The organism is Corallococcus silvisoli (genome assembly GCF_009909145.1).
GTDB classification, from domain to species: domain Bacteria; phylum Myxococcota; class Myxococcia; order Myxococcales; family Myxococcaceae; genus Corallococcus; species Corallococcus silvisoli.
Map to the genome: position 1 here is coordinate 577,446 of NZ_JAAAPJ010000006.1, position 22,674 is coordinate 600,119.

Genomic DNA, 22,674 nt, shown 5'->3' on the forward strand with positions numbered 1-22,674 from the left:
GGCGCGGGCGGGGAGTATGGTGTTTCGCGCATGGCCTCCACCGACCTCGCCACCCGCCTCGCCCAGACGACGCTCGAGCTGTGCCGCATCGAGAGCCCCATTGGTCATGAGGGCCCCATCGCGGACCACGTGGAGGGCTGGGCCCTCCGTCACTTCCGCCGCGAGGAGGTCTTCCGCGTCGGGCACACGCTGCTCTTGGGCTCGCTGGAGGACCCCCGCCCCACGGTCGCGCTCATCGGCCACCTGGACACGGTGCCCATGCACCCCGGGGACGTGGGCCGCGCGCCCCGCATCGAGGGCGAGCGCGTGCACGGCCTGGGCGCCTCCGACATGAAGGGCGGCGTCGCGGTGATGATGGCGCTGGCGGAGGACCTGAAGCGCGAAGCGCTGCCCGTCAACGTCGCCTTCCTCCTGTACGAGCGCGAGGAGGGGGCCTACGCGGAGAGCGGCCTCATCCCGCTGTACGCGAAGCGGCCGGACCTGTCGCACGTGAAGTTCGGCATCGCGATGGAGCCCACGGACGGCGTGGTGCAGGTGGGCTGCGTCGGCAGCATGCAGGTGGCGGTGCGCTTCACCGGGCGCAGCGCGCACTCGGCGCGGCCGTGGCAGGGGGAGAACGCCATCCACAAGGCGGGCCCGCTGCTCACGGAGCTGCTGGGGCGCCAGCGCGTGGAGGTGAACGTCGCGGGCTTCCCCTTCTACGAAGTGATGAGCGCCACGCTGGCCAAGGGCGGCCGGGCGCGCAACGTGGTGCCGGAGGCGTTCGAGCTCAACCTCAACTACCGCTTCGCCCCGGGCAAGAGCGTGGCCCAGGCGAAGGAGGACGTGCTGGCGCTGGTGGCGGGCCGCGCGGAGGTGGAGTTCACGGACGCGTCGCCCAGCGGGCCCGTGGCCGCGGGCAACCCGCTGTTCCAGCGGCTGATGTCGCTCACGGGCCTGCCGGCCGCGTCGAAGCAGGCGTGGACGGACGTGGCGCGCTTCGGCGAGTGGGGCGTGGACGCGGTGAACTTCGGGCCCGGTGAGACGGCGCAGGCGCACCAGCTCCACGAGAGCGCGCCCATTCCTCCGCTCGCGGTGGCGTACGAGAAGCTGGCCGCGTTCCTGAGGGGCGCGGCGTAGCGCGGGGCGCGTCCGGACCCGGCGCTCCGGGGCCGGATTGTCGGCCCCGCGCGGCGCCACCGCGCGCGCATTCGTCAGGTGGAGTGCATCTGCGAGCCGGGGGCATGCAGGGTCTTCACGCGGTTGCGCATAGCCTAGCGGGAGTCGTCATCCCTGGAGGTTGTTGATGCACGCCGAGTCGAACATGCAGGACCCGAACCTGACCCCGTCGTCCCACACGATGCTGCCGGTCGGTGAGGCGACGCCCGCCACGCCGTCGCGCCGCCGCGCGTCCGGTGCGCGCAAGGGCGCTCGCAAGGCTTCGTCCCGCCGCACGGGCACCGCGAAGCGCGCGACCGCGAAGCGCACCGCGAAGAAGGCCGCGGGCAAGCGCACCGCGAAGAAGGCCGCGGGCAAGCGCGGCACGGCGAAGCGGGGGACGGCGAAGCGCGCCACCGCCAAGCGCGGCGCCCGCAAGTCGCCCGTCCGTCGCGCCGCCTCGGGCCGCACCGCGCGCAAGTCTCCCGCGCGCAAGTCGTCCACCCGGAAGAGCCCGTCGCGCCGCTCGACGCGCCGTTAGGCCCGCCCCTGGCGGAGTAAAGCGGGGATGCGGCCGTCCCGGAGCGGGATGCGTGGCTCCCCGCACCGCCGGGCTCTCGCCAGGGCGTGGGGTAATTGATCACCCAGTCCGGCGATTTCTAGTTTCCTAGACTACACGAATCTGTCTGTGTACCCAGTTATTCGTGGAGCTGGTCACTGGACGACAGTACAAACGTGCCTCAGTTCAACGAGGGGCACGCATGTCGAAGGCGCGACAGAAGCAACCGTTCCAGCTGCCGGATTTCTACGTTCCCTGGCCCGCGCGCCTGAACCCGAACGTCGAGGCGGCCCGCGTCCACACGAAGGCGTGGTCATACCAGATGGGCATCCTGGGCCCGCCGCGGGACGGGACGGAGCGGGAGGTCTGGTCCGAGCGCCGCTTCGACGGCATGGATTACGCGCTGCTCTGCGCGTACACGCACCCGGAGGCGCCGGGGCCGGAGCTGGACCTCATCACGGACTGGTACGTCTGGGTCTTCTATTTCGACGACCACTTCCTGGAGGTCTTCAAGTACTCGCGCGACGTGAAGGGCGGCCAAGCGTACCTGGACCGGCTGCCTTTGTTCATGCCGCTGGACCTGAGCCAGACGCCGCCGGAGCCCGTCAACCCGGTGGAGCGCGCGCTGTGGGACCTGTGGCAGCGCACCGTGCCCTCCATGTCCATGGACTGGCGCCGCCGCTTCTTCGAGAACACCAAGCACCTGCTCGATGAGTCGATGTGGGAGATCGAGAACATCAGCGAAGCGCGCATCTCCAATCCCATCGAATACATCGAGATGCGCCGCAAGGTGGGTGGCGCGCCCTGGTCGTCGGACCTGGTGGAGCACGCCGTCGCCGCGGAGATCCCGGCCCGCGTCGTCAAGAGCCGGCCCATGCGCGTCTTCAAGGACACGTTCTCGGACGCGGTGCACCTGAGAAACGACCTCTTCTCCTACGAGCGCGAGATCCTGGAGGAGGGTGAGCTGTCCAACGGCGTGCTGGTGGTGGAGAAGTTCCTCGACTGTGAGACCCAGCGCGCGGCGGACCTGGTCAACGACCTGCTGACGTCGCGGCTCCAGCAGTTCGAGAACACCGCCGCCACGGAGCTGCCCTGGCTGTTCGCCGAGTACGGGCTGAACCCGGTGGAGCAGGCGCAGGTGCTCACGTACCTGCGCGGCCTCCAGGACTGGCAGTCCGGTGGCCACGAATGGCACATGCGCTCCAACCGCTACATGAACCAGCACGCGGAGCGCCGCCCGGAGCTGTCCATCCCCGTGCCCGCCGGCCTGGGCACCTCCGCCCTGCGGCTGCCCCTGACGTCCGGCGCGCTGGGCCTGGGGCCGCGCTCCAAGTCCTTCAGCCACGTGCCCCGCCAGCACGTGGGGCCGGTGAAGCTGCCGAAGTTCTACATGCCGTACAGCACCTACCTGAGCCCCCACCTGGAGCGCGCGCGCCGGAACTCCAAGGACTGGGCGCGCCGGATGGGCATGCTGGAAGAGCTGCCCGGCGTGGGGCTCTCCATCTGGGACGACCACAAGTTCGACGTCGCGGACGTGGCCCTCTGCGGCGCGCTCATCCACCCGGACGCGACCCCGGAGCAACTGGACCTGACCGCGTGCTGGCTGGTGTGGGGCACCTACGCGGATGACTACTTCCCCGCGCTCTACGCCCACACCCGCGACATGCCGGGCGCGAAGCTGTTCAACGCCCGCCTCACGCAGTTCATGCCGGACGACGTGGAGGTCGCCAACGCCGCGGTGCCCACCAACCCGGTGGAGGTGGGGCTCGCGGACCTGTGGAAGCGCACGGCCGGTCCCCTGACGCCCCGCGGGCGCATGCTGTTCCGCAAGGCCATCCAGGACATGACGGAGAGCTGGGTCTGGGAGCTGAACAACCAGATCCTCAACCGCGTGCCGGACCCGGTGGACTACGTGGAGATGCGCCGCAAGACGTTCGGCTCGGACCTCACCATGAGCCTGTCGCGGCTGTCCAAGGGCGACGCCGTCCCGGAGGACGTCTTCAACACCCGCACCCTGCGCGGGCTGGAGAACTCCGCCGCGGACTACGCCTGCTTCGTCAACGACATCTTCTCCTACCAGAAGGAGATCGAGTTCGAGGGCGAGCTGAACAACTGCGTGCTGGTGGTGCAGAAGTTCCTGGACCTGGACAAGGACGCGGCCGTCCTCGTGGTCAATGCGCTGATGACGGCGCGGATGAAGCAGTTCGAGCACCTGGTGGCCAAGGAGCTGCCGGTGGTCATCCGCTCCTTCGACCTGGACGCGAACGCGCAGGAGAAGCTGCACAAGTACGTGGAGCAGCTGCAGCAGTGGATGGCGGGCATCCCCCAGTGGCACGCGGCGGTGGACCGCTACAAGGAGTTCGAGTTGATCGACGCGGCGACGCCCAAGTTGAAGACCGGAAACCTCTCCGGGCTGGGCATGGCCGCGACGCGGGTCGCCGCGCTGTTCGGCAGCGGCAGGTCCTGAGTTCGACGGCAGTGAGCAGGCTTTGCTTTCCTCAAACCAGACAAGGGTGAACCATGTCCAATGACACGAAGAAGCACGACGACAACAACCTGAGCCTTGGGACCCAGGCGGCACGCCAGCTGGCGACGACGACCAAGTCCGAGCCCCAGATGCAGGGCATCTCCTCGCGGTGGCTGCTCAAGCTGCTGCCGTGGGTGCAGGTGTCCGGCGGTACGTACCGCGTCAACCGCCGCATGACCTATTCGGTGGGCGACGGCCGCGTCACCTTCACCAGCACCGGCGCCAAGGTGCAGGTCATCCCGCAGGAGCTGGGCGAGCTGCCCCTGCTGCGCGGCTACGAGGACGTGGACGCGCTGACCGCGCTGGCCAACCGCTTCGAGCAGAAGGAGTACAAGGCCGGTGAGGTCATCACCGAGGCCGGCAAGGAGGCGGACTCCATCGTCCTCATCGCCCACGGCAAGGTGAACCGCATTGGCAAGGGCAAGTACGGCGAGCCCGTGGTGCTGGAGACGCTGGCGGACGGCGACCACTACAGCTACCAGGCGCTGCTGGAGTCGCAGGACTACTGGCAGTTCACGGCCAAGGCCGTGACGCCCGTCATCGCGCTCGTCCTCCAGCAGTCCGCCTTCGAGGCGGTGGTGGCGCAGGTGCCGTCGCTCCAGAAGCACATCGACAACTTCAAGGCCCGCACCAAGAAGAAGCAGGACACCTCCGGCCAGAAGGCCATCGAGCTGGCCGCCGGCCACCACGGCGAGCCGGTGCTGCCCGGCACCTTCGTGGACTACGAGACGCGCCCGCGCGAGTACGAGCTGGCCGTCGCGCAGACGGTCCTCCAGATTCACACGCGCGTCGCGGACCTCTTCAACGACCCCATGAACCAGACCCAGCAGCAGCTGCGTCTGACCGTGGAGGCGCTGAAGGAGCGCAAGGAGCACGAGCTCATCAACAACCGCGAGTTCGGCCTGCTGCACAACGCGGACCTCAAGCAGCGCATCCACACCCGCTCCGGCCCGCCGACGCCGGACGACATGGACGAGCTCCTGGCCACGGTGTGGAAGGAGCCGTCGTTCTTCCTGGCCCACCCGCGCGCCATCGCCGCGTTCGGCCAGGAGTGCAACAAGCGCGGCATCTACCCCACCAGCGTGGAGATGAACGGGAACATGATTCCCGCGTGGCGCGGCATCCCCATCGTGTCCTGCAACAAGATCCCCGTCTCCGAGTCGCGCACCAGCTCCATCATGCTGATGCGCGCGGGTGAGAAGAACCAGGGCGTCGTCGGCCTGCACCAGGCGGGCATCCCGGATGAGATCGAGCCCAGCCTCAACGTCCGGTTCATGGGCATCAACGAGAAGGCCATCATGAACTACCTGGTCACCGCGTACTTCTCCGCGGCGGTGCTCACGCCGGACGCGCTGGGCATCCTGGAGAGCGTGGAGATCGGCCGCTCGTAGTCCCGGACCCGCACGCAATCGGAAGGTTCTTTCATGGCGAACTCAGAGAAGAACGTCGCGGCGCACGAAAGCCAGAGCCTCAGCACGGCCGGGGCGCGTCAGCTGGCGACGACGACCAAGACGCAGCCGCAGATGCAGGGCATCTCGCCCCGCTGGCTGTTGCGCGTGCTGCCCTGGGTGCAGGTGTCGGGTGGCACGTTCCGCGTCAACCGCCGGCTGACCTACACCGTGGGTGACGACCGCCTGAACTTCAGCAACATCGGCGTCAAGGTGGAGATCATCCCGGAGGAGCTGCTCAAGCTGCCGCTGATGCGGGGCTTCGAGGACGTGGATGGGCTGCTCATCCGCACGCTGGCCAGCCGCTTCACCCAGCGTCAGTACAAGCCGGGGGAGAACATCGTGGAGGCGGGCCAGTCCGCCGAGCACGTGTTCCTCCTGGCGCACGGCAAGGCGCAGAAGCTGGGCGCGGGCAAGTACGGCGACCCCGTCGTGCTGGACACGCTGGCGGACGGCGACCACTTCGGCGACCAGGCGGTGGTGGAGTCGAACGACGTCTGGCCCTTCACCGTGAAGGCGCTCACCGCCTGCACGGTGATGGCGTTGCCGCAGGAGGTGTTCGAGTCCCTCATCAGCCAGTCGCCGGTGCTGGCGGCGCACGTGGAGCGCTTCAAGGCGAAGCTGAAGCGGCCCCAGGACAAGGCGGGGCAGGCCTCCATCGCGCTGGCCGCCGGCCACCACGGCGAGCCCGTGCTGCCCGGCACCTTCGTGGACTACGAGCTGAAGCCGCGCGAGTACGAGCTGAGCGTGGCGCAGACCATCCTGCGCGTGCACACCCGCGTGTCGGACATCTTCAACGACCCGATGAACCAGACCCAGGAGCAGCTGCGTCTGACCCTCGAGGCGCTGAAGGAGCGCAAGGAGCACGAGCTCATCAACAACCCGGAGTTCGGCTTGCTGCACAACGCGGACCTCAAGCAGCGCATCAACACGCGCTCCGGTCCGCCGACGCCGGACGACCTGGACGAGCTGCTGTCGCGCCGCCGCAAGACGCGCTTCATGCTGGCCCACCCGCGCGCCATCGCGGCGTTCGGCCGGGAGTGCAACAAGCGCGGCCTCTACCCGACGGTGGTGGACGTGGAGGGCCAGAAGATGCAGGCGTGGCGCGGGGTGCCCCTGCTGCCCTGCGACAAGCTGCCCATCACCCGGGAGAACACCAGCGCCATCCTGGCGATGCGCATCGGTCCGGACGACCAGGGCGTCATCGGCCTGCACAACGCCGGCATTCCCGATGAGGTGGAGCCCAGCCTCACCGTGAAGCGCATGGACATCAACGGCCAGGCCATGGCCCAGTACCTGGTGAGCACCTACTACTCCGCCGCCGTGCTCGTCCCCGACGCGCTGGGCGTGCTGGAGAACGTGGCGCTCGGCGGCTGAGCCTTCCGCGCCGTGAAGACGCTGACGGGCCCGGTGCCGCGCGCGCCGGGCCCGTCTTTCTTCCAGCGCGGGGTCAGTCCTTCACGCGCAAGAGGAAGATGTCCGCGCGCTGGGGCGTGAGCTTGTCCACGCCGAAGTCGGTGACGCGGTCGGAATCGCCATACAGCACCGCGTCTCCGTCTGGCAGCAGCGCCACCGCGGGCACGGCCTCCAGCCCGTACAGCTCACCCCGGGCCTCCGGTGGGGCGGCCAGGAAGAGGCGCGAGGCGAGCGGCTGTCCGGTGGGGTCGAAGCGCTGGGTGAAGAGCTGCGCGGACCCCAGGCCGTCCTGGCCGGTGGTGCCGTTCTCCAGCCAGGAGTACGTGTAGCCCACCGCCAGCACCTCGCCGGAGTCCTGGAGGGCCACGCCCTGCACGGACGCGTCCACGCCCAGCTCGTGCGCCCAGCGCTCGGTGCCGTCCGCGGCCGCCACCGCGACGAAGGCGCTGGGCGTCGCCGCGCCCTTCAGCGACGCGCCCGCCCAGGCGAAGCCGCCCTGGAAGTCGCCGCCCAGCACCACGTCGCCCGCGGCGTCGCGGCTCACGTCCCGCACGCGGCCCTTCACGCTGGGCCGGACCTTCACCCAGTCGAGCTCGCCGGTGGCCCGGTACTGCGCCACGAACGGGCTGCCCTCGCTGGAGCCCTGCACGGCGGTGGTGCCGAAGCGCACCGTGCCCAGGAAGCGCCCCGCCACCACCACGCCGCCGTCCGCGCCTGTCGCCAGGGACAAGGGCTCCACGGCCGCGCCGTCGGACTCCGCGCTGCCCACGGCGATGGCGAGCACCGGCGTGCCGTCCGCCGCGAACACCGCCACCCCGCCGGGGGCGCCCTTCACCTCGCCGCCCAGGTCCACCGTGCCCGGCGCGGTATAGGCCACGTACAGTCGGCCCTGCGCGTCCGCGGCCACGTCCGTGACCGTCAGCTCGCCGGGGACGCGGTTCGCCCAGAGCGTGACGCCGTCCGCGGACAGCTTCGCGACGAAGGCGCCATCGCCGAGCTTGCCCGTGCCCAGGTCCGTCGTGCCCTGGAGGTTCCCGGCCACCAGCAGCGCGCCGGTCCCGTCCGCCGCCACGCGGGCGTGGACGTCGGCGCGAAGGTCCACGGGCGTGGGGTCCACGCGCACGTCGTACGCATGGGTCCACAGCGTCTGCCCCGCGCCCGAGCGCCGCGTCAGTACCAGTTGCACGCCGTCATCCGTGGGGACGCGGGCGCCCAGGTCGTCGTAGCCGTACGCCGCCGCGGTGAAGAGGTCGCCGGTGGGGTCCACCGCCAGGTCCAGCGCCAGGTCGTCCTGCGCGGTGCCCTCCTTCGCCAGCCACAGCGTCACGCCCGACGCGGGCGGCAGCTGCTCCGGCTGCGTGGTCGGAGGCGGCGTCTGGTTGGAGCCCGTGCCCGGCGGTGGCGCGTCGCCGGGCACCGAGGGCTGCTCCTTGGGAGGACACCCCGCCTTCGAGTCCTCGCAGTTGTTGGGGTCGGGCGGCGGCGCCCCGCGCCCGCACCCCCACGCTCCGCCGAACGCGAAACCCAGCACCGTCGCACCCAAGACAGTCTGGCGCCACCCCCGCCCCAGATACATGGAATCCCCTCCGTGTACGGCAGGGTTCTCACGCCATCCCACACCCGCAAATACAGTCCAGGAGGCTGCTCGGCCGCCCGCTGCTCAACACACCGCGCGTCACGTGCGTGGGGGACGCGGCGCCGTGGACGGGCGCCGCGACCGCCCAGGAAGGCCGTCGCGTTTACCCACCCAGCGCTCAAAGCCAGACACTACCGCCAGAAGCCGATGGAGACGCCCCAGTTGGAGTAGCGGCTCGCCAGGTCGAACGACGCGGTGATGGCCCAGTCCTCCCAGTAGCGCAGCACGAACAGCTCGAAGCCGCCGGTGACGTGCGGCCGGGGGTTGCGGCCCGGGAAGGGGGACGGCTCCAGCCAGGTGCCCGCGCGCAGGCGCAGCAGGCCCGGGAAGGTGTCCCATTCGGTGCCCAGGCGCGGCTGGAAGGTGGCCTTGTCGCCCACGCGCTGCGGCTCCGCCGAGGAGGCGAACGAGCGCGACGGCACCGCGTTGCTCACGCTGGAGATGAGGTCCACCTGCGCGGTGATGAGCCACCGGCCAGCCAGCGCGTCCCGCGGCTCCTCCTCCGGCACCGGCAGCGCGTCCCCCTCCACCTGGAGTTGCCGCCGCGCGGCCGGGGACAGCCGGTTGTAGCGGTGCGCGCCCTCGCCCAGCCGCCAGCTGGCGCCCAGGGAGAGGACCGCGGGGGACACCACGGCCGCGTAGATGCGGCGGCCCGCGATGAAGGGGCTCTGGCCGTCGTCGCGCCGCCAGCCGGCCACCACCTCCGGCCGCACCGCCACGCCAATGCGGTAGGGGCGCCCGTGCGGACGGAACAGCATGTCCACCGCCACGCCGGTGTCGCCGTAGCGCCAGGACTCGTCGCCCAGCTCGCTGAAGCTCGCCTGCGCGGAGAAGATGCCCAGCGACAGGATGAAGTCATCCTGGCCAAAGGCCACGGAGCCCGCGAGCACGGACTGGGTGAGGGACACGCGCAGCTTGCCGCCCTCGCCCCGGCAGGCGGTGGTGATGCAGTAGCCCGTGCGGCTGTTGCGCCACAGGAAGCCGATGCCGAAGCGCTTGTATTGCAGCATCAGCGCGCCCAGCAGCTGCCGGCTGTCCACGGATTCATCGGCCTGGCCGTCGTTGTCCACGTCCCGCCGCTGGGTGCCGGTGAAGGGCAGGTCCAGCCAGGACAGGGTGACGCCCAGGTCCCAGTCGCGGTCCAGGGAGGCGCTGCGCTGCGCCAGGGCGGAGAGGTTGCTGGGGAAGCCCGCGGCGCCCTCCGCGATGCCCACGTACGCGCCGCCCAGGCCCACCACGCGCGCCGACCCCAGGAGCGCGCCGGAGTTGAAGTACAGCCGCTCCGGGCGGGGCTCCGTGGGGGTGTCGTCCTGGGCGGAGGCCGGGAGCGCGGCGAGGAGCGCCGCGCACGCCAGGGCCACCGCCGTCCCGCGCAAGCCGTGAATCACCGACCGCCGGCCCCTTCGCTGAAGAGGCGGTCCGCCTCCGCGGCCAGGCCGGTGTCGCGGGAGGTGAGGCCGCCCGCGTCGTGGGTCACCAGCGCCAGCGTCACCTTGCGCCACCGGATGTCGATGTCCGGGTGGTGGTCCGCGGCCTCCGCGGCCTTCGCCACGCGCTCCACGAAGGCGATGCCCTCCAGGAAGGAGGGCGCTTCGTAGGTCCGGCGGATCATCCCGCCCTCGTGCTTCCAGGCGGGGTGGTTGGAGAGGAAGGTCTGGAGCGCATCCGGGGTCAGCAACGTGCGGTCGTAGGCCATGACGGCCGTTCTACCCGCTCCTCCGCCCGATGGAAGCCCCGGCGCGTCAGGGTGCCCGGCTTGGGGGTCTCACCTCATGCCTTCGAAACCGCCTGCTTCCATTTTTCCAGGTGGCGCGCGCGCACCTCGGGCTTCATCTTCGGCTTGAAGGTGCGGTCCGCCTTCCACGCGCGGCGGATGGCGTCCGGGCTGGTCCACACGCCCGCGCCCAGGCCGCCCAGGAAGGCCGCGCCCAGGGACGTGGTCTCCAGGTTGCGCGGGCGCACCACCGGCACGCCCAGCAGGTCCGCCTGATACTGCATGAGCAGGTTGTTGGCCGCCGCGCCGCCGTCCGCCTTGAAGGTGGGGATGTCCCGCCCGCTGTCGCGGCGCATGGCGTCCGCCAGGTCGTGGATTTGAAGGGCCACGCCCTCCAGCGTCGCGCGCGCCAGGTGCGCCACGGTGGTGGACCGGTCGATGCCGGCGAACAGGCCCCGCGCCTCCGGGCGCCAGTGGGGCGCGCCCAGGCCCGCGAGCGCCGGGACGAAGACGACGTCGCCGGAGTCCTTCACGCTGGCGGCCAGCGCCTCCACGTCCGGGGCCTTCTTGATGACCTTGAGCCCGTCGCGCAGCCACTGCACGGCGGCGCCCGCGATGAAGGAGCTGCCCTCCAGCGCGTAGTGCGTGGTGTTGCCCAGCTTCCACGCCACGGTGGTGAGCAGGCCCGCGGTGGAGCGCACCGGCTGGGTGCCGGTGTTCATCAGCAGGAAGGCGCCGGTGCCGTAGGTGCACTTGGATTCGCCCGTCTTGAAGCACGCCTGCCCGAAGAGGGCCGCCTGCTGGTCGCCGGCCATGCCCGCCACCAGGATGCCGTCCGGCAGGCTCTTCATGCCGCGCGTCGTGCCGTACACCTCCGCGTTGCCGCGGATCTCCGGGAGGCACGCGCGGGGCACCTCCAGCAGCGAGCACAGCTCGTCGTCCCACGCGAGCGTGCGCAGGTCCATCAGCAGGGTGCGGCTGGCATTGGACACGTCGGTGACGTGGGCGGCGCCGCCGGTGAGCTTGTAGACGAGCCACGAGTCCATGGTGCCGAAGCACACGTCGCCGCGCTCGGCGCGCTTCCGGGCGCCCTTCAGGTGGCTGAAGAGCCAGGTGAGCTTGGTGCCGGAGAAGTAGGGGTCCAGCACGAGGCCCGTGACTTCGCGCACGCGCGGTTCGACCCCCTGGGCCTTGAGCCGCTGACAGATGTCGGCCGTCCGGCGGTCCTGCCAGACGATGGCGCGGCCCAGGGGCTCGCCCGTGTCGCGGGCCCACAGGCCGGTCGTCTCGCGCTGGTTGGTGATGCCCACCACGGCGATGTCTCGGCCGGTGAGGCCCGCGTGCTTGAGCGCGCGGGCGATGCACCACTCGCTGCTGGCCCAGATGTCGTTCAGGTCGTGCTCCACCCACGACGGCTTGGGGAAGTGCTGGGGCAGCTCCTTGTAGGAGCGCCCCACCACCTGCAACCGGGCATCGAGGATGGAGACGTGCGTGCCAGTGGTGCCCTGGTCCAGCGCCAGGACGTATTTCGCCTTCGCCATGCGTGCGAGTCCTCTTTCGTCGGCCGGTGGCCGGACACGGAGGAGGACCCTACCCCAAGCGGGGCCGCGCGCAGGGGGGCCGCGTGCGGGATGTCAGGCACCAGGAGATGTCCGTGGAACGCTCCCGTACCTGTGAGGGACCGATGCGGGCCGCGCCTTGCCGGGGGAAGTCCACGGTACTTCCCAGCGCCTCCCGTCACGGTGGCCCGCTCAATACCCCGCGGCGTGGGAGCGGCTGTTGAGGAAGCGGCGCAGGCCGTAGGCGCCCAGCCCCGCGAGGATGAGCCGCCCGAGCGCGCTGCCCGGGCCCGCGGACCGGCGCCCCCGGTATCCGTAGCCGATGGGATGACGGCCGTACGCGCTGCGTCCCCGGTTCCAACCCCTTCCCCTGAAGACGCTCCGACGGGGGCCGCCCAGCAGGTTCGATAGCAATGGCATGGTGTCACTCCGTGATGAGGGCGTGTGCGCTTTCTAAACTGGGCCTCACGCGGCGCGGCGACACCCCACGTCCAGGAGGGCGCGCCCGAACCGCTGTCTCACCGGAAGGAGGGCGGGCGGCCAAGCGCAATCACAGACATCCTCGCGGACGCCGTTGCCCGGGCGCGGCGGCCGGGGCAACGGCCGCCGCGCCCACTCAGTAGCCCACGCGCAGACAGCCCGGTGGCAGCGCGGCCTCCAGGCGCTTCACCTCCGCCGGGGGGACGCGGTCGAGTCCCAGCTTGAACTGCTTGAGTCCGGCGAGCCGGGAGAGGTTCCCAGGCAGGGCGGTCAGGTTCCCCTGGAAGAACCCGGCGTGGGTCAGCCCGGGCATCCGCGCCATGCCGGCCACCAGCGCTTCAAGGCGCGCGGGTGGCGTCTGGAAGAAGCGCCACCACCAGAGCTTCTTGAGTCGCGGCAGCCGGAGCAGCACCTGGGGAAAGTCCTCCAGCGCCATCGCGTCGAGGTACAGCTCCTCCAGCGTCTCCAGCTCGCTGAACGCGTCCGGGAGCCGCGTGAGCTTGTCGCAATACCGCAGGCTCAGCGACTGGAGCGCGGGGAGGCGGCAGAGCTCCACGGGGAGGGTCGTCAGCGGGAGGGACTCCAGGGAGAGGACCCGCAGCGCCTTCAGCTCGCCAATGCGAGGGGAGAGCGCCTCGATGTCGTTGCTGTCGAGCGTGAGCTCCTCCAGCCAGGTGAGCGAGAAGAGCGCCTCGGGGAGGGTCTTCAGTTGTTTCAGCGGGAGCCCGAGCCGAGGGATTTGCTCGCCACGCGCCGCCTTCGCCTTCACGGCGGCGATGGCCTTGTCCGCCGGGCTGATCCGCGTGTCCTCCAGCACGGGCTCCCCCGCGCGCAGCTTCGCCAGGAGCCCTTGCGGGTCGAGCGTCGATTCGAGGACGCCATCCTCGTCTTCTTCCACCGCGCGCCAGGTGCCGGGAAGGAGCGCGTCGTGCGGAGGGAGCCGCTGGCGAGGGGCGCCCGCGGTGGTGAGGTTGGTGCCCACGAGCACCTCCACGTCGAGCGCTCCCTGGACCAGGAGGTGGTGGCCCCCCTCGGCGAGGGTGTTCGCCGTCAGCCCCCCCGCGACGCAGAAGAGGTCGTCATTCAGCGAGGCGCCGAAGAGGAGTCCGTGGATCCGCGCGTCGCCCGCGACGAACAGGGTGGAGAACGTCGCGATGTTCTCCGCCTCCAGGTCTCCCAGCACCACCAGGAGGGTGTGGTCGGCCGCGTGTCCGTCCTCGAGCAGGCCGTTGATCCGGACGTTGCCGGAGACGACGAGCGGCCTGGGCCCGATGACCAGCGAGTCCGCCTCCAGGTCTCCTTCGTGGAAGAGGACGCCGTTCTCCGCGGTGCCTTGCCACCCCGGGGCCAGTCGCGCCGACCAGCCAGGGCCCGCCGCCGCCTCCACGCGGGGCCACAGCTCCTTCGCGGACACCTCTCGTCCCCACACCTCCGCCGCGTCCTTTTTCTCCACCATGTCGCTGGAACTCCCCCTCTTCGCATGGAGGCCGTGTGCTCGCATGGCTCCAGGTCCTGGCGCGGCTGGGAGTGTATTCGACGGGAGCGCGGCCGGGGGTTCAGCAGGGCACTGACGGTTTGGGGAGGGCGCAGCCCGCGGAGGCGTCGGTGATAGGTAGGGCGGACCCCATCACGCGCGGGGGGCCGTCATCCCCTCGGGACGGACCCCCGCGTTCTTCGCGGGACGACAGGGAGCGGTGCATGGCGTCGGTGGACACGGACAGGCAGCAGTTGATGGCGTTGCTGGAGCAGTACCGCGCGGGCTTCGAGGCCCTGGACGTCGCCCGGCTCCAGGCGCTCTGGGATCGCGAGTACCCGCACCTCGTCTACGTCCCGCAGGAGCGAGCGAAGCCGGTGCAGGGCTGGGTGGGCATCGCGAAGTACTACGACGGCCTCCGGGACCATCTGGCGAAGGGCGCGCGCATGTCCCTGGCGGACGTGTGGCTCGACGTGATGGGGGAGACGGCCTTCGCCTTCCTCACCTACCACTACGAGGGGGCGCGGGTGGACATCGAGGGCCCGTACGCGAACGACGGGCGCGTGAGCTTCGTCTTCCACCGCAAGGCCGGGACGTGGAAGGCGATCCACTACCACGAGTCCGCTCCCGGCCCGGTGTGAGCGGGCCTACGCCCGGGGGACGAGCCCCTGGTCGCGCAGGAAGGCCAGCGTGCGCGCCACGCCGTCCGTGAGCGGGGTGGGGCGGAAGCCCAGCTCGCGCTGTGCCTTGGAGGCGTTCACGTGGGCCTCCCAGCGCATGAACGAGAGCTGGCCCGGAGCGACGAGCGGCGTGAAGGGGAACACGCGCGCGAGCGGCGCGGACACGCGGGCCAGGGCCTCCATCAGGAAGACGGGCGCCACGGCGGGCGGCTTGCCGGCCCCCGCGGCCTGATGGATGGCGAGGGCGAGGTCCGCGTTGCTCACGTACTGGTCGGAGACGAGGTAGCGCTCGCCGTTGACGCCGCGTCCAGCGGCGGCGAGGTGCGCGTCGGTGACGCCGTCCACGTAGACCACGGACATGCCGCCCGGCGGGAGCAGCGGGGCCTTCTTGTTGAGCAGCTGGATGAAGAAGGAGTTGAGGCCCACGTGCACGGGGCTGGGACCGTAGACGGCGGACGGGTTGACGTAGACGACGTCCAGGCCCTGCTGGCGGATGGCCTCCACGGCGCGCTCGGCATCCTGCTTGGAGCGCTCGTAGGCGGTGGGCTTGTGCTGGTGGTCGATGTTGGCTTCGGTGAGCTCCCCGCCCCGGGGCGCGCCAAAGACATCCATGGTGGAGGTGTAGACCACGCGGCGCACCTTCGCGGCGTGCGCGGCGGACAGGACGTTCACGCTGCCCTGGCGGTTCACGCGGTCGAAGATGCTGTCATCGCGCTGCCACTGCTCCGGCATGCCCGCGGCGTGGAAGACGAGCTCCACGTCCTGCATCGCGGCGGGCAGCGTGCCCGGGGAGGTGATGTCCCCGGGGATGAGCCGCACGGAGGCGGGGAGCAGCTTCGCGGCCCGGGCCGGGTCCCGCACGAGCGCGCTTACGGAGTCCCCCTGCTTCGCGAGCCGCTGGGCGATGGCGTTGCCGATGAGGCCGGTGGCCCCGGTGACGAGGACGTTCATGGGCCCGGCAATCTAGCCGGGTCGCCGGGTTTCCTGGAGGGGACCGGTTTCGTGGACCCGACCGATCAACGTTTCCGCGCGCCATGCGTGACGGCCGCCTCGCGCGCGGGGCGGAGCCCATCGATGAACATGCCGGTGAGGCGTGGAATGCGCTTGGGCCCGGACGCGTCCTGCGCGGCGGAGAGGGAGATCGCCATCGCCATGCACACCACGTCATCCAGGGAGATGTCGCCGCGAACCTCTCCCGCGCGCTGCGCGGCCTCCAGCAGGCGCTGTCCTTCCTCCGTCGTCGCGTGACACCCCACGGTGCCGCTCCGCAGCACGATGCCCAGCGACGCCGCGAGCCCCTGGTAGAGGCCCGCGTAGTGCACCAGCTCCTCCAGGAAGAGGCGCAGGGCTTCGAGCGCCGACACGGAAGCCGACCGCTCGCGGCTCTCCTGCGCGAGCTTCAGGAACCGCTCGTCACAGGTCGCGCCGAGCAGCGCCTCGCGCGTCGGGAAGTGGCGGTAGAGCGTCCCGATGCCGACGCCCGCCTCCTTCGCCACGTCATTGAGCGACGCGTCCGCGCCGCGCTCGGAGAACACGGCGTCGGCCGCCACGAGCAGCCTGTCGCGATTGCGCCGCGCATCCGCGCGCATGGCGCCGCCGGTCGCGTCGTCCGTCGATGTCTTCGGGAGCTTCATTGCCACTTGATAAGCGGAGCATAGCTCCGTATTTAAACGGAGCAACCATCCGCTTATCCGAAGAAAGGCAGATGTGATGGCGACCCAAGACAAGTGCGTGTTGGTACTCGGTGCGACGGGACAGCAGGGGGGCGCGACGGCGAGGGCGCTGCGGGGGGACGGCTGGCGCGTCCGCGCGCTGGTGCGCGACCCTTCGAGCGCGAAGGCCCGGGCGCTGGAGGCGGGGGGCGTGGAGCTGGTGCGGGGGGACATGGGCGAGCGCGTGTCGCTCGAACGCGCGCTGGAGGGCGCGTACGGCGTCTTCAGCGTCCAGCCGAGCTCGGGGCAGCCGCAGTATGGGGTGACGGACGAGGACGAGTTCCGCTTCGGCGCGGGCGTCGTGGACGCGGCGAAGGCCGCCGGGGTCGAGCACTTCGTCTACACGTCGATGGCGGGACTGCGCCCTGGCACGGGGGTGGGCCACTTCGAGAGCAAGTGGCGGATCGAAGAGTACGTCCGGGCAAGCGGCCTCCGCGCGACCATCGTGCGGCCGGGGGCCTTCATGGAGCTGCTGCTGGAGCCGCACATGGGGCTGGCGGAGCGCGCCTTGAGGTTCTTCCTCCAGCCGGAGGGCCGGATGCAGTTCATCGCGAGCAACGACATCGGCGTGCTCGTCGCGCGCGTGTTCGCGGATCCGCACGCGCACGTGGGCACCACCCTGGAGCTGGCGGGCGACGAGCTCACCGGGAATCAGCTCGCGGAGAAGATCGGGCGGGCGACCCACACGTCGATCTCCTACGCGCGGTTTCCCCCGGAGTTCCTGGCGCGGAGCGCGCTCTTGCGCCGGCTCGTCGAGGTCGTCGACGAAGGGATGCTGGTCGGGGACGCGGACATCCCGGCGCTGAGGCGGCTGTCGCCGGGCCTCCTCACGTTCGACGCGTGGCTCGAGCGAGGGGGCGCGGCGGAGATCCAGGCGCGCTTCGCGGTCTAGCTTCTTGCATGCGCTGGAGCTTCATCCCCACCTGGACGATGGTTTCAATGACCGGGATGAGCTCCCGGCCCAGCGCGGTCAGCGCGTATTCGACCGAGGGCGGTGAGCTCGCGACGACCTGCCGCGTGAGCACGCCGTTCTTCTCGAGCGCACGCAGCTTCGCGCTGAGCACCTTCGCGGAGATGCGCGGAATGTCGGAGCGCAGCTCACTGAAGCGGCGCGGCTCTCCGCTGAGGCGCCAGACGAGGTTCGCGGTCCAGGCGCCGCCGAGGAGCTTCATGCACTCGGTGAGGGGGCAGAGGGGCGGAAGCGGCGGCGTCTTGTTCTTGCGGCGGCGGAGCATGGCGCGTCACCCGGAGCAGTAACCCAAGGGAAACCACATTGTGGTGGTTACCTGAAGTTACCTCCTGCCCTGGCGCATGCGCACCGCTATCTTCGAGCGAGAGGTGAAGCCATGTTCATCAATCTGCTGCGTTTCCGTTTCAAGGACGGGGTGTCGGAGGCCGAGAAGGCGCGGGCCCTGGAGGCCATCTCCCGCACCGCGAAGTCAGAGGCGGTCTCCTTCTCGGTCGTCGGACGGGACCTGGGGGAGCCCTCCGAAGGGTTCACGCATGCCTGCTGCGTCGGCATCGCGGACCTGAGGGCCTTGCGGAGGTACTTCGACGATCCCCTGCACCGCGCGGGCGATCTCCTGTTCCTGCCACTCGTGGAGAGGCTCCGGCGCATCGCCATGACGGATGACGCGGACCCCGCGCTGGGCGAGAAGATTCAAGCCATGCACGCCGCGAAGATGGCAAGCGACCCCGAATGGGCGGCGCTGCTCACCGCCATTCCCGACCTCCACAACGTGGGTTCGACGGCCCCGCGCTGAGTCACGGCGCGCGGCTGCGGACCGTCTCGGCGCTCCGGGGGGCGTCCGCGTACCCGGTCATCTCCAGATAGCCGCGCCCCTGCACGGGCTGTCCCTCGCGCGTCCCCTGGATGGACACCGCGCCCTCCCAGTAGCGCACCATCACCCGCAGCTCCTGGTCCGCGAGCTTCGGCGTCACGGTGAGGTCCAATGACAAGCGGGGCACCTGGACGCGCCAGCGCGCCGGGTACTCGCCCCCGCGAGGACTCTTCCACTGGCCCAAGGGCTCCAGCTTCATGTCGCCCTGGGGCAGGTGCATGGCGTCACCGGTCGCGGGGACATACGTGCCCGCGCTGAACGGGTCCGCGGTGCCGTCCTTCCTGCGGAGCTGGTAGACCATCAGCTCGCTGCCGTCGGCGAGCTGGAGCGCGAACCAGTCCCAGCCCACGAGGTCCGGCCCCAGCGCGCTGGTGCTCCACTCGCGGTCCATCCAGCTCTGGCCCCTCACCTGCACCGTCTTGCCCTCCACCGACACCGTGCCTCGCGAGGGCATCCGGGGCAGGGAGTAGTAGTAGGACGCGTTGCCCCGCTCCGGACCCTTCTGGCTCAGGCCCTGGTCCCCCTGGAGCACCGGCGGCTTGCCCTCGTCCAACAGCAGGTCCAGCGCCACGCCGTCGCCCTGGGCGCGCAGGTGCATGGGCCACGTGCTGGCCGTGCCCTCGGCGCGCACGTCCCAGTCCTGGAGCCAGACATGGAAGGGCACCCCCTGCGCGCCCGCCAATCCCAGGGCCCCGCGGCTGAAGCGCTCGCTGACGTGGAAGCGTCCGGCGCTGACGTCCGTCAGCGTGAAGTGCCCCATGAACACCTGCCGCGTCGCCCAGCCGGACTCCCGCTGGGGCTCCTCCGGCGCGAGCGCGCTGCGGAACAGCGTGAACTGGTAGCCGAAGGCCCGCCCGTCCTCCGTCTCCAGGTTGCCCGTCCAGTACCACCACTCGGTGCGGAAGTCGGGGTGGGGGCCGTGGTCCTCGGGGAAGTGGAAGGCCCGGGGCTCCACCGCGTGCGCATAGCCCGCCGTGTCGCCCGGGCCCCCCATCGCGGACGCGACCGTCAGGCCCCCGGTGTTCGCCGGACCTGTGTCCTCCGTATCCCGCAGCACCACGCCCACCGCGACACCCAGCGCGGCGAGCACCAGCACCACCCCGATGACGAGTCCCCGCCCCATGTCTCACTCCTCCCGCAGCGCCATGGCCGGGTTCGCGCGCGCCATCCGCCACGCCGGGTACAGCCCCGCGAGCGCCGCCGCCACCAGGGCCAGCACCAACGCCTGACCCACCACGCCGGGCGACACCACCAGCTGCAACGTCCACCCGAACGAGCGCTGGTTGATGACGTGCACCAGCACGTAGGCCAACGCCAGACCCAGCGGGATGGAGAACAACCCCGCGAGCAATCCCAACAACCCCGTCTGCAACGACACCATGCCCCAGAGCTGCCCAGGCGTGAGCCCCGTCGCGCGCAGGACCGCGAACTCGCGGGCCCGCTCCAGTTGCAGCGACATCAACGCGCTGAGCACGCCCACGAACGCGACGCCAATGGCCAGCAGGCGCAGCACCTGCGTGATGGTGAAGGTGCGGTCGAACACCTCCATCGACGCCTGCCGCAGGGCCCGGTTCGCGCGCACGTTCAATGCCTGCTCACCGCCCGCGCGGTCGCGCACCCGGGACACCAGCTCATCCACGTCCTGTCCCGGCGCGGCGTACAGGGACAGGCCCGTCACGCTCCGGTCGTCGTACCAGCGCTCATACGTGGGCCGGGGCATCAGCACCGTCCCCACGTCCGACCCGTAGTCGAAGTACACGCCCGCCACGCGGAAGTCGTGAGGCCCCTTGTCGGTGGCCACGCGCAGCGTGTCGCCCACGTGCACGCCCCGGTGGAACGCGAAGGGCTCCGACACGATGAGCGCGTCAGGGGACGCCTCCAGCTGCCGCCACACGTCGTCCGCGCGCCCCTCCTTGAAGCGATACGTCCGCTCGTGGCCCCTGGCGAACTCCACCGCCAGCAGGTCCGTGTCCAGGTCGTTGATGCGCACGTGCACCACGCGGATGGAGCCGCTCGTCTCGACGCCAGGGGTCGAGCGCAGCTTCTCCGCCAGCCCCGGCACCAGCGCGGAGTCCCCGCGCCGCGCCACCAGCGATGGCGGTGACACGAACACGTCCGCCTGCAACGCGGACTCCAGCCACGACGCCACGGTGCCCCGGAAGCTGGACACCATCAGTCCCACGCCCACCGTCGTCGCCACCGCGACCATCAGCGCCGCCAGCGCCACCGCCGTGCGCGACAGGCTCGCCGTCACGCCGCGCGCCGCCATGCGCCCCAGCGGGCCGAACAGCGCGCCCAGGGGCCGGGCCGCCGCCACCGTCAGCCGCTCCGTCACCCAGGGCACCAGCAGCGCGCTGCCCAGCAGGACGGCGAAGAGCCCCGCGTACGCTGGCAGCAGCGCCTGCGTGGGCCACGCGAGCACCGCCGTCGCGAGCGCCAGGATGAGCAGCCCCAGCACCGCCAGCCGGGGCGCCCGGTCGCGCGACACGTCCTCCTCCGTGGAGCGCCGCAGCGCCGTCACCGGTGTCGCCCGCGCCGCCTCCCACGCGGGCACCAGCGCCGCCAGCACCGTGGCCCCCAGGCCCAGACCCAGGCCCTTGATGAGCGTGAAGGGCTCCAAGGACAGCCGGCGCACGTTCACCACGAAGTACAAGTCATTGATGGTGCGGGTGATGAGCCCCACCAGGCCGCTGGCCATCAGGATGCCCAGCAGCAGGCCCGCCGCCGTGCCCACGATGCCCAGCAGCAGGGCCTCGCCCAGCACCAGCGCGAACAGCTCCCCGCGCGTCACGCCCACCGCGCGCAGCCGCCCCAGCATCCCGCGCCGCTGCACCACGGAGAACGTCATCGTGTTGTAGATGAGGAACATCCCCACCACGAGCGCCAGCAGCGACAGCGCGGTGAGGTTGGTGCGGAACGCCCGCGTCATCTGCTCCACCGTGCCCGCGCGCCCGGAGGTCGTCACCAGCTCCACGCCCGTGGGCAGCGTCGCCCGCAGCCGCGCGGCCTGGGCCTCTCCGCCCGTCAGCCGCAGGTCCACGCGCGTCAGCCGTCCCTCCTGGCCCAGCACCTCCTGCGCGGTGGAGATGTCCGAGATGAGCAGCGACTCCAGCGCGCGCTCCGTCGTCTCCTGCCCCGGCGACAGCAGGGCCGACACGCGCAGCTCCCGGCGCAGCCCCATCACCGTCACCGGCAGCGTGTCACCCTCCTTCACGCCCAGCGCCCGCGCCGTCTTCGCGCCCATCACCACCGTGCCCGGCCGCGTGAGCAGCGCGCCCAGGTCCCCCACCGCGCCGCTGGCGGAGAAGTCGCGGAAGGGGGCCTCCGCGAAGGGGTCCAACCCCAGGAGCGTGAGCGTGCGGTGGTTGCCGCCCTCCACCTGCACGAAGCCCTGCACCACGGGGGCCGCGTCCGGTGCGTCCGGCCGCAGCTTCAGCGCGGTGTAGACGGCCTCCGGCAGGCCCGACGCGCCGCCCGTGAGCTGATGCGTGGCCCGGCCCGCGACGACGTCCGTGGACTGCTCGAAGGCGCGCAGCGCGCTGCCGCTCGCCAGGTCGATGGACACCACCACCGCCACGCCCATCGCGATGCCCAGCAGCGACAGCGCCGTGAGCCACGGGTGCCCGCCCAGGTGCCGCAGGCTGGAGCGCGCGAGCAGCGTCCTCATGGCGTCCCCTGGCCGCGCGCGCCGCCGGGCCGCTCCACCAACCGGCCCCCCTCCATCGTCAGCACGCGGTCCGCGCGGGCCGCCATCGCGGGCTCGTGCGTGACGATGAGCGCGCACGCGTTGCCCTGCCGCGTCAGTCCCTCCAGCAGGTCCAGCACCTGGCCCCCCGTCTCTTCATCCAGGTTGCCCGTGGGTTCGTCCGCCAGCAGCAGCGGCGGTGCGTGGGCCAGCGCTCGCGCCACCGCCACGCGCTGCTGCTCGCCCCCGGAGAGCCGGTCCGGGAAGCTGCCCGCGCGGGTGGCCAGCCCCACGCGCGTCAGCAGCTCCCGCGCCCGGGCGCCGGCCTCCGCGCCCGTCCTGCCCAGCAGCTCCAGCGGCAGCCGCACGTTCTCCTCCACCGTCAACGTGGGCAGCAGGTTGAACGCCTGGAAGATGAAGCCCACGCGTTCGCGGCGCAGCAGCGTGCGCTCGCGCTCCGAGAGGCGCCCCAGGTCGCGGCCCTCCACCCGGATTTCGCCGTGCGTCGCCTGGTCGATGCCGCTGATGAGGTTGAGCAGGGTGGACTTGCCGGAGCCGCTGCGGCCCAGCAGCACCACGAACTCGCCCCGGCGCAGGGTCAGCGACGTGCCGGAGAGCACCTCGCGCACGGAGTCGCCTTCCGCGTAGGACTTGGTGACGGCGCGCAGTTCGACGAGAGGCTGCGATTCAGGAGGAGAGGGAGGCATGCCGGACCCCCGACATAGCCGATGCCCGGCGCCGGGGAGCGTTCCCCCGCCCCGGGGAGGGGATGCCCTCTACTGGACGCCAACAGCGCCAGGGACCGC

20 protein-coding genes are annotated in these 22,674 nt (G+C 71.1%); 8 read left to right on the forward strand and 12 right to left on the reverse strand.

Annotated features, from left to right (window positions below):
• The first annotated feature begins 30 nt into the window (after nt 1-30).
• The 5 genes from dapE (at nt 31) to GTY96_RS14150 (ending at nt 7,048) form a co-directional block, all read left to right on the forward strand.
• Nucleotides 31-1,119: a succinyl-diaminopimelate desuccinylase gene (dapE, locus tag GTY96_RS14130; RefSeq protein ID WP_143903039.1), complete on the forward strand. Its 1,089-nt coding sequence runs from the start codon at nt 31-33 to the stop codon at nt 1,117-1,119.
• 166 nt (nt 1,120-1,285) lie between these two features.
• The gene (locus tag GTY96_RS14135; protein WP_143903037.1) at nt 1,286-1,678 is read left to right on the forward strand and encodes a cell envelope biogenesis protein TolA; all 393 of its coding nucleotides are present in this window, start codon (nt 1,286-1,288) and stop codon (nt 1,676-1,678) included.
• A 220-nt stretch (nt 1,679-1,898) separates the two neighbouring features.
• Entirely contained in the window at nt 1,899-4,163 is a 2,265-nt protein-coding gene (locus tag GTY96_RS14140) for a family 2 encapsulin nanocompartment cargo protein terpene cyclase (protein ID WP_143903035.1), read from the forward strand.
• Between the two features lie 53 nt (nt 4,164-4,216).
• Complete coding sequence (locus GTY96_RS14145; RefSeq protein ID WP_143903033.1) at nt 4,217-5,614, forward strand: family 2B encapsulin nanocompartment shell protein; 1,398 nt, start codon at nt 4,217-4,219, stop codon at nt 5,612-5,614.
• A 33-nt stretch (nt 5,615-5,647) separates the two neighbouring features.
• On the forward strand, nt 5,648-7,048 hold the full coding sequence (locus tag GTY96_RS14150; RefSeq protein ID WP_143903031.1) for a family 2B encapsulin nanocompartment shell protein: 1,401 nt from the start codon (nt 5,648-5,650) through the stop codon (nt 7,046-7,048).
• Between the two features lie 73 nt (nt 7,049-7,121).
• Here the strand turns inward: GTY96_RS14150 and GTY96_RS14155 are convergent, their stop codons facing one another.
• The 6 genes from GTY96_RS14155 to GTY96_RS14180 form a co-directional block, all read right to left on the reverse strand.
• A complete protein-coding gene (locus GTY96_RS14155; RefSeq protein ID WP_161664979.1) occupies nt 7,122-8,618 on the reverse strand; it encodes an NHL repeat-containing protein in 1,497 nt (498 codons plus the stop codon).
• Nucleotides 8,619-8,854: 236 nt separating this feature from the next.
• Nucleotides 8,855-10,111, reverse strand: coding sequence for a hypothetical protein (locus GTY96_RS14160; RefSeq protein ID WP_161664980.1), 1,257 nt, complete (start codon nt 10,109-10,111; stop codon nt 8,855-8,857).
• Nucleotides 10,108-10,419, reverse strand: a complete 312-nt coding sequence (locus GTY96_RS14165; protein WP_161664981.1) for a 4a-hydroxytetrahydrobiopterin dehydratase — start codon at nt 10,417-10,419, stop codon at nt 10,108-10,110. The genes GTY96_RS14160 and GTY96_RS14165 overlap by 4 nt, the downstream gene beginning before the upstream one ends.
• 74 nt (nt 10,420-10,493) lie before the next feature.
• Nucleotides 10,494-11,978, reverse strand: coding sequence for a glycerol kinase GlpK (gene glpK, locus GTY96_RS14170; protein WP_161664982.1), 1,485 nt, complete (start codon nt 11,976-11,978; stop codon nt 10,494-10,496).
• A 210-nt stretch (nt 11,979-12,188) separates the two neighbouring features.
• Nucleotides 12,189-12,416: a hypothetical protein gene (locus GTY96_RS14175; protein ID WP_143903022.1), complete on the reverse strand. Its 228-nt coding sequence runs from the start codon at nt 12,414-12,416 to the stop codon at nt 12,189-12,191.
• Between the two features lie 196 nt (nt 12,417-12,612).
• A complete protein-coding gene (locus GTY96_RS14180; RefSeq protein ID WP_161664983.1) occupies nt 12,613-13,932 on the reverse strand; it encodes a leucine-rich repeat domain-containing protein in 1,320 nt (439 codons plus the stop codon).
• A 242-nt stretch (nt 13,933-14,174) separates the two neighbouring features.
• Here GTY96_RS14180 and GTY96_RS14185 point away from each other — a divergent pair, with 242 nt between their 5' ends.
• Nucleotides 14,175-14,591 carry a YybH family protein gene (locus tag GTY96_RS14185; protein ID WP_143903019.1) on the forward strand — a complete coding sequence of 139 codons (417 nt, stop codon included), beginning with the start codon at nt 14,175-14,177 and terminating at the stop codon, nt 14,589-14,591.
• A gap of 6 nt (nt 14,592-14,597) precedes the next feature.
• Here GTY96_RS14185 and GTY96_RS14190 read toward each other — a convergent pair whose 3' ends face one another.
• Both GTY96_RS14190 and GTY96_RS14195 read right to left on the reverse strand, forming a co-directional pair.
• On the reverse strand, nt 14,598-15,581 hold the full coding sequence (locus tag GTY96_RS14190) for an SDR family NAD(P)-dependent oxidoreductase (protein ID WP_143903017.1): 984 nt from the start codon (nt 15,579-15,581) through the stop codon (nt 14,598-14,600).
• A 65-nt stretch (nt 15,582-15,646) separates the two neighbouring features.
• Nucleotides 15,647-16,264 carry a TetR/AcrR family transcriptional regulator gene (locus tag GTY96_RS14195; RefSeq protein ID WP_161664984.1) on the reverse strand — a complete coding sequence of 206 codons (618 nt, stop codon included), beginning with the start codon at nt 16,262-16,264 and terminating at the stop codon, nt 15,647-15,649.
• A gap of 76 nt (nt 16,265-16,340) precedes the next feature.
• Here GTY96_RS14195 and GTY96_RS14200 point away from each other — a divergent pair, with 76 nt between their 5' ends.
• Entirely contained in the window at nt 16,341-17,234 is an 894-nt protein-coding gene (locus GTY96_RS14200; RefSeq protein WP_143903013.1) for an NmrA/HSCARG family protein, read from the forward strand.
• On the opposite strand, the gene GTY96_RS14205 is transcribed toward GTY96_RS14200, so the two are convergent.
• On the reverse strand, nt 17,170-17,577 hold the full coding sequence (locus tag GTY96_RS14205; RefSeq protein WP_161664985.1) for a winged helix-turn-helix transcriptional regulator: 408 nt from the start codon (nt 17,575-17,577) through the stop codon (nt 17,170-17,172). The genes GTY96_RS14200 and GTY96_RS14205 overlap by 65 nt on opposite strands.
• 111 nt (nt 17,578-17,688) lie before the next feature.
• Between GTY96_RS14205 and GTY96_RS14210 the strand changes: the two genes are divergently transcribed.
• The gene (locus GTY96_RS14210; RefSeq protein ID WP_161664986.1) at nt 17,689-18,105 is read left to right on the forward strand and encodes a Dabb family protein; all 417 of its coding nucleotides are present in this window, start codon (nt 17,689-17,691) and stop codon (nt 18,103-18,105) included.
• A 1-nt stretch (nt 18,106) separates the two neighbouring features.
• Here the strand turns inward: GTY96_RS14210 and GTY96_RS14215 are convergent, their stop codons facing one another.
• Genes GTY96_RS14215 through GTY96_RS14225 form a run of 3 tightly spaced genes read right to left on the reverse strand, consistent with a single transcriptional unit; the run spans nt 18,107 to nt 22,575 of the window.
• Nucleotides 18,107-19,306, reverse strand: coding sequence for a lipocalin-like domain-containing protein (locus tag GTY96_RS14215; protein WP_161664987.1), 1,200 nt, complete (start codon nt 19,304-19,306; stop codon nt 18,107-18,109).
• Nucleotides 19,307-19,309: 3 nt separating this feature from the next.
• Nucleotides 19,310-21,850, reverse strand: coding sequence for an FtsX-like permease family protein (locus GTY96_RS14220; RefSeq protein WP_143903006.1), 2,541 nt, complete (start codon nt 21,848-21,850; stop codon nt 19,310-19,312).
• Nucleotides 21,847-22,575: an ABC transporter ATP-binding protein gene (locus GTY96_RS14225; protein WP_161664988.1), complete on the reverse strand. Its 729-nt coding sequence runs from the start codon at nt 22,573-22,575 to the stop codon at nt 21,847-21,849. The genes GTY96_RS14220 and GTY96_RS14225 overlap by 4 nt, the downstream gene beginning before the upstream one ends.
• Nucleotides 22,576-22,674: the final 99 nt, after the last annotated feature.

Excerpts from the sequence above, each read along its gene's own strand:
- dapE (WP_143903039.1), top strand. The coding sequence starts at position 31 with ATGGCCTCCACCGACCTCGCCACCCGCCTCGCCCAGACGACGCTCGAG.
- GTY96_RS14135 (WP_143903037.1), top strand. The coding sequence starts at position 1,286 with ATGCACGCCGAGTCGAACATGCAGGACCCGAACCTGACCCCGTCGTCC.
- GTY96_RS14140 (WP_143903035.1), top strand. The coding sequence starts at position 1,899 with ATGTCGAAGGCGCGACAGAAGCAACCGTTCCAGCTGCCGGATTTCTAC.
- GTY96_RS14145 (WP_143903033.1), top strand. The coding sequence starts at position 4,217 with ATGTCCAATGACACGAAGAAGCACGACGACAACAACCTGAGCCTTGGG.
- GTY96_RS14150 (WP_143903031.1), top strand. The coding sequence starts at position 5,648 with ATGGCGAACTCAGAGAAGAACGTCGCGGCGCACGAAAGCCAGAGCCTC.
- GTY96_RS14165 (WP_161664981.1), bottom strand. The coding sequence starts at position 10,419 with ATGGCCTACGACCGCACGTTGCTGACCCCGGATGCGCTCCAGACCTTC.
- glpK (WP_161664982.1), bottom strand. The coding sequence starts at position 11,978 with ATGGCGAAGGCGAAATACGTCCTGGCGCTGGACCAGGGCACCACTGGC.
- GTY96_RS14175 (WP_143903022.1), bottom strand. The coding sequence starts at position 12,416 with ATGCCATTGCTATCGAACCTGCTGGGCGGCCCCCGTCGGAGCGTCTTC.
- GTY96_RS14180 (WP_161664983.1), bottom strand. The coding sequence starts at position 13,932 with ATGGTGGAGAAAAAGGACGCGGCGGAGGTGTGGGGACGAGAGGTGTCC.
- GTY96_RS14185 (WP_143903019.1), top strand. The coding sequence starts at position 14,175 with ATGGCGTCGGTGGACACGGACAGGCAGCAGTTGATGGCGTTGCTGGAG.
- GTY96_RS14190 (WP_143903017.1), bottom strand. The coding sequence starts at position 15,581 with ATGAACGTCCTCGTCACCGGGGCCACCGGCCTCATCGGCAACGCCATC.
- GTY96_RS14195 (WP_161664984.1), bottom strand. The coding sequence starts at position 16,264 with ATGAAGCTCCCGAAGACATCGACGGACGACGCGACCGGCGGCGCCATG.
- GTY96_RS14200 (WP_143903013.1), top strand. The coding sequence starts at position 16,341 with ATGGCGACCCAAGACAAGTGCGTGTTGGTACTCGGTGCGACGGGACAG.
- GTY96_RS14205 (WP_161664985.1), bottom strand. The coding sequence starts at position 17,577 with ATGCTCCGCCGCCGCAAGAACAAGACGCCGCCGCTTCCGCCCCTCTGC.
- GTY96_RS14210 (WP_161664986.1), top strand. The coding sequence starts at position 17,689 with ATGTTCATCAATCTGCTGCGTTTCCGTTTCAAGGACGGGGTGTCGGAG.
- GTY96_RS14215 (WP_161664987.1), bottom strand. The coding sequence starts at position 19,306 with ATGGGGCGGGGACTCGTCATCGGGGTGGTGCTGGTGCTCGCCGCGCTG.
- GTY96_RS14220 (WP_143903006.1), bottom strand. The coding sequence starts at position 21,850 with ATGAGGACGCTGCTCGCGCGCTCCAGCCTGCGGCACCTGGGCGGGCAC.
- GTY96_RS14225 (WP_161664988.1), bottom strand. The coding sequence starts at position 22,575 with ATGCCTCCCTCTCCTCCTGAATCGCAGCCTCTCGTCGAACTGCGCGCC.